The sequence below is a fragment of the Streptomyces flaveolus genome, from assembly GCF_000716535.1.
Taxonomy (GTDB): Bacteria; Actinomycetota; Actinomycetes; order Streptomycetales; family Streptomycetaceae; genus Streptomyces; species Streptomyces flaveolus_A.
In genome coordinates this window covers 1-3178 of the sequence record NZ_JNWV01000102.1, presented here as the reverse complement: position 1 = coordinate 3178, position 3178 = coordinate 1, and the positions used below count along the sequence as shown (strand labels likewise).

The window sequence follows — 3178 nt, the reverse complement described above, 5'->3', positions numbered from 1 at the left end:
CGGTCAGACCCCCACCCTGCGGATACCTCATACACCCGGCATACCGCGACGATCACCGACCGTCAGCCCCTACGACAACCCGCCTTCAAGGTCAGTAACCGAGTTTGGGGTGGAGGTGTCGACGCGGGAGACGGACTTCGGCTTCGCGGGCGGCGTTTACGTCCGCGGTGACGGTTCGATGCTGTTCGTCCGCCCGGTCGGCCGACCGGAGGCCGAGTGGGAGATGGTTGCCCGGTCGATGCTGGGCCGGGCGCTGATGGTGCCGCTGCCCGACCTCCCCGACCCTTACGAACTGTCTGAGCTGTAGCCGTTCGCTCACCCGAGGGCCTCGCCTGTGCAAGGCGGGGCCGTCGTTGCTGCTGTGTTGTGGCGCCCGCCACAACCGTCCGGTAGCGGTTGCCGGGCCGGACGTCTGCCAGCAATCTGCGGTCAACTGGGCCTGCTTGCTGGAGGGTTACGTGATCGTCTGCCCGTCGTCGAAGTGCGGTTCCCTGAACGTCGCTGACCTGCCGCACTACTGGCAGTCCCTGCCCGCGGAATCGCCGCTGAAGGGCCGGTACGCCCCGCCGGCCAAATTCGAGGGCAGCTACTGGGCGGCGCTGGCCGCGGTCTTCGTGGGCATCGTGATCGTGGCGTCGGGGTCCCTGCTCGGGCTGCTCGTCGTGGCGGGCGGGGTGGGCTGGGGTGCGCTGGTGCATCACCGGCTGGCGGAGGCTGAGGCCCAGCTGGCGGCGTGGAGCAACTCCCGGGTGTGCCTGGCCTGCACGGGCACGTTCTGGCGGCACGCGTGAAGGCGCCCACCCGGGTTGGGTGGGCGCCTTCGTCGTTCAGCCGAGGTAGGTGACCTCAAGCACGGTGATCGTCTTAAGTGCTTGTCCGATGAGGAGGACGGCGAAAGCCTGCTCGGTGATCAGCATCCGCATTACGCCGTCGTCTTCGCCGTAAGCCTCGGTGGCGGCGTGCGGATCGTGACAGGCGTCGGCGAGGGCGAGGGTTAGGGCTTCACTGACGGCCGGCGGCATCGCCTCGTGTACGGCCTCAGCGGCTGGGTCGTACTTCAGCCGGTAGATCACTCGCTGCTCCTGAAGGCATGGTTGAACACGTGGTGGCAGGTGGCAGCGGCTTCGGTGGCCCCTCAGCGCGGAAGAGTAGCGGACCAGCAACGCTCAGTGTCTAGCGTTCGGGTAATCAGGCGGCGCCACGGGTGCGGATGCGGTCGGCATCGGCAAGGACCCGGTCGGTGGCGTCGCTCCAGTCGCCGGTCGGCCGCTCCCCGCGGGCCTCTGCAGCGGCGATGTCCCGGCCGCGCTGAACGGCGGCGACGGTGTCCTTGGCGATGCGCTCCCAGCGGGCGAAGACCTGCAGCAACTCGTGGGCCGGCGCGCGGTTGATCTCGGAGAGGAAGCGCTGGGCGAGGGCAGGGTTGCCGAGGGCGTCACGGATGGACTCGATCGTCCACGGTTGCTCGCTCATCCCGGCCTCCGAAGGTGAAAATGTCATCTCCACTTTCAGAGTATCGGTCGGCGGTATCAGCCTGATACCGCCAGCCGAGATTCGCTATACGAGATCTGCCATCTGCCCGCTCACGCGGGCCGTCTCTCCGCGCGCGGCAGCCGCAACGCCTCGCTGTGCTCGTACTGGGCGAAGTGGTCGGAGCAGCGGGCGCCGGCGGCGATGGTGACGGTTTGTGATGTTCCGGTGACGCCTGCGTGGTAGTTGTACTCGTACGGGTCTTGTGACCGCCTCTTTCCGTCCGCTCCATGGGGGTTTTCTGTGCGTGGGTTCGTCGTGTCTGCTGCTGTCGTCGCCGCTGTCGGACTGCTCGGGGGTTGTGGTGGTGACGACGGTGGGGGTGCTGACGCGAAGGACGGTTCGGCCGCGAAGCCGGACACGGCGGCGTGCGAGAAGACGGTCGCCGAGCAGGTGAAGAAGTCCCTCGCCGGCGACAAGGACGCGAAGGAGTCGAAGGCGTTGCCGCCGGCTTGTGAGGGGTTGGACAAGGCGGCCAAGGAGAAAATCGCCAAGGATGCTGCGGCTAACGCGGTCCGCGACGCGTTCGGCGCCGGTGGTGAGGCGGAGTCGTCGGAGGCGCCGTCTGCGGTGAAGGACGTGAAGATCACCGGCTGCGTGAAGGACGAGTTCGGGTATCCGGTAGCGAAGCTGCAGGTCACGAACTCGGCGAAGACGAAGCGGGACTTGAACGTCCGCGTGTTCTTCAACGGCCCGGATGGGACGCGCCTGGCGGATGGCGGGACGATCGTGTCGGCGTTGGAGCCGGGGCAGAAGGCGCGGGAAGACGCGATGGGCTTGAAGAAGATCTCCGGCAGGTTCACGTGCAAGGTTGGCAGTGTGGACGGCTGGGAATCCAAGTAACTGGACCACGGTCCGAATGATTGTGCCCCGGTCGTAGGAGCCGACCGGGGCACTTTGCTGTCCAGGGTGAGGCCCCCGCCGGAAGGCTGGTGGCCGGGGCCTTCGTCATTCATCGTCATTCATCGGCGTCGCTGTCGGATCTTCATGATGGCGAGTTCGCTGGCCGGTGCTGCGCCGGTGGCATGGCGTGCGTTGGCTCGGGCGCGGGCGAGGTTGGCGCGGGCTCTTCTGGCTGAGCGGTAGGCGAGGACGGCGGACCAGACGGCGATGGGCGCGACGATGCCGCTGATGGCGAGGCGGATCCAGTCGGTAGTGTTCACGCCGCCCGCCTTTCCGCGAGGGGCAGCCGCAACGCCTCGCTGTGCCCGTACTGGGCGGAGCAGTCGGGGCACCGGACGCCGGCGGGGTGTGCCGATCGAGGAGCTGGCTGCGCGGATGGGCTTGTCGGCGGGCTGGATCCGACAGGTGCTTGCGGGGAAGCGGCCGGTCGAGCTGCCGGCCATGGAAGAGGCCGCGTAGTCGGACATGCGTGAAGGCGCCCACCCGGGTCGGGTGGGCGCCTTCATCGTTCAGCCGATGCCGCCGTGCCAAGAGCAGGTTCCGCTGCCCGTGGAGTGGCTGATGTTGCCGTCTGCGCAGACGGTGAGGGCAGGTGGTGCGAGCGATGGCACGGCCACTGGAGCCGATGGGGTTGGCCAATCCGTCCTTAGACCGTGTCCTACATGGTTAGTTTGAGGAGTCGCTTGTAGCAGCAGAGGGCGGCTGCGAGTCCGAGGAAGGCCAGGTAGTTGCCTGGCTGACGCTC

At 67.6% G+C, this 3178-nt stretch carries 6 protein-coding genes; 3 read left to right on the top strand and 3 right to left on the bottom strand.

Translation table 11 applies throughout. The features are described from left to right. The first annotated feature begins 109 nt into the window (after window positions 1-109). Entirely contained in the window at window positions 110-307 is a 198-nt protein-coding gene (locus OO52_RS45255) for a hypothetical protein (protein WP_030941088.1), read from the top strand. A 136-nt stretch (window positions 308-443) separates the two neighbouring features. Then, window positions 444-791 carry a hypothetical protein gene (locus tag OO52_RS45250; protein WP_158712699.1) on the top strand — a complete coding sequence of 116 codons (348 nt, stop codon included), beginning with the start codon at window positions 444-446 and terminating at the stop codon, window positions 789-791. A gap of 36 nt (window positions 792-827) precedes the next feature. Here the strand turns inward: OO52_RS45250 and OO52_RS45245 are convergent, their stop codons facing one another. Both OO52_RS45245 and OO52_RS45240 read right to left on the bottom strand, forming a co-directional pair. Continuing rightward, the gene (locus OO52_RS45245; RefSeq protein WP_030941083.1) at window positions 828-1073 is read right to left on the bottom strand and encodes a hypothetical protein; all 246 of its coding nucleotides are present in this window, start codon (window positions 1071-1073) and stop codon (window positions 828-830) included. A 115-nt stretch (window positions 1074-1188) separates the two neighbouring features. Then, the gene (locus OO52_RS45240; protein WP_030941080.1) at window positions 1189-1473 is read right to left on the bottom strand and encodes a hypothetical protein; all 285 of its coding nucleotides are present in this window, start codon (window positions 1471-1473) and stop codon (window positions 1189-1191) included. Window positions 1474-1773: 300 nt separating this feature from the next. Between OO52_RS45240 and OO52_RS45235 the strand changes: the two genes are divergently transcribed. Then, a complete protein-coding gene (locus tag OO52_RS45235; RefSeq protein WP_030941076.1) occupies window positions 1774-2373 on the top strand; it encodes a hypothetical protein in 600 nt (199 codons plus the stop codon). 119 nt (window positions 2374-2492) lie between these two features. Here OO52_RS45235 and OO52_RS45230 read toward each other — a convergent pair whose 3' ends face one another. Then, window positions 2493-2693: a hypothetical protein gene (locus OO52_RS45230; protein WP_030941073.1), complete on the bottom strand. Its 201-nt coding sequence runs from the start codon at window positions 2691-2693 to the stop codon at window positions 2493-2495. Between the last annotated feature and the right edge of the window lie 485 nt (window positions 2694-3178).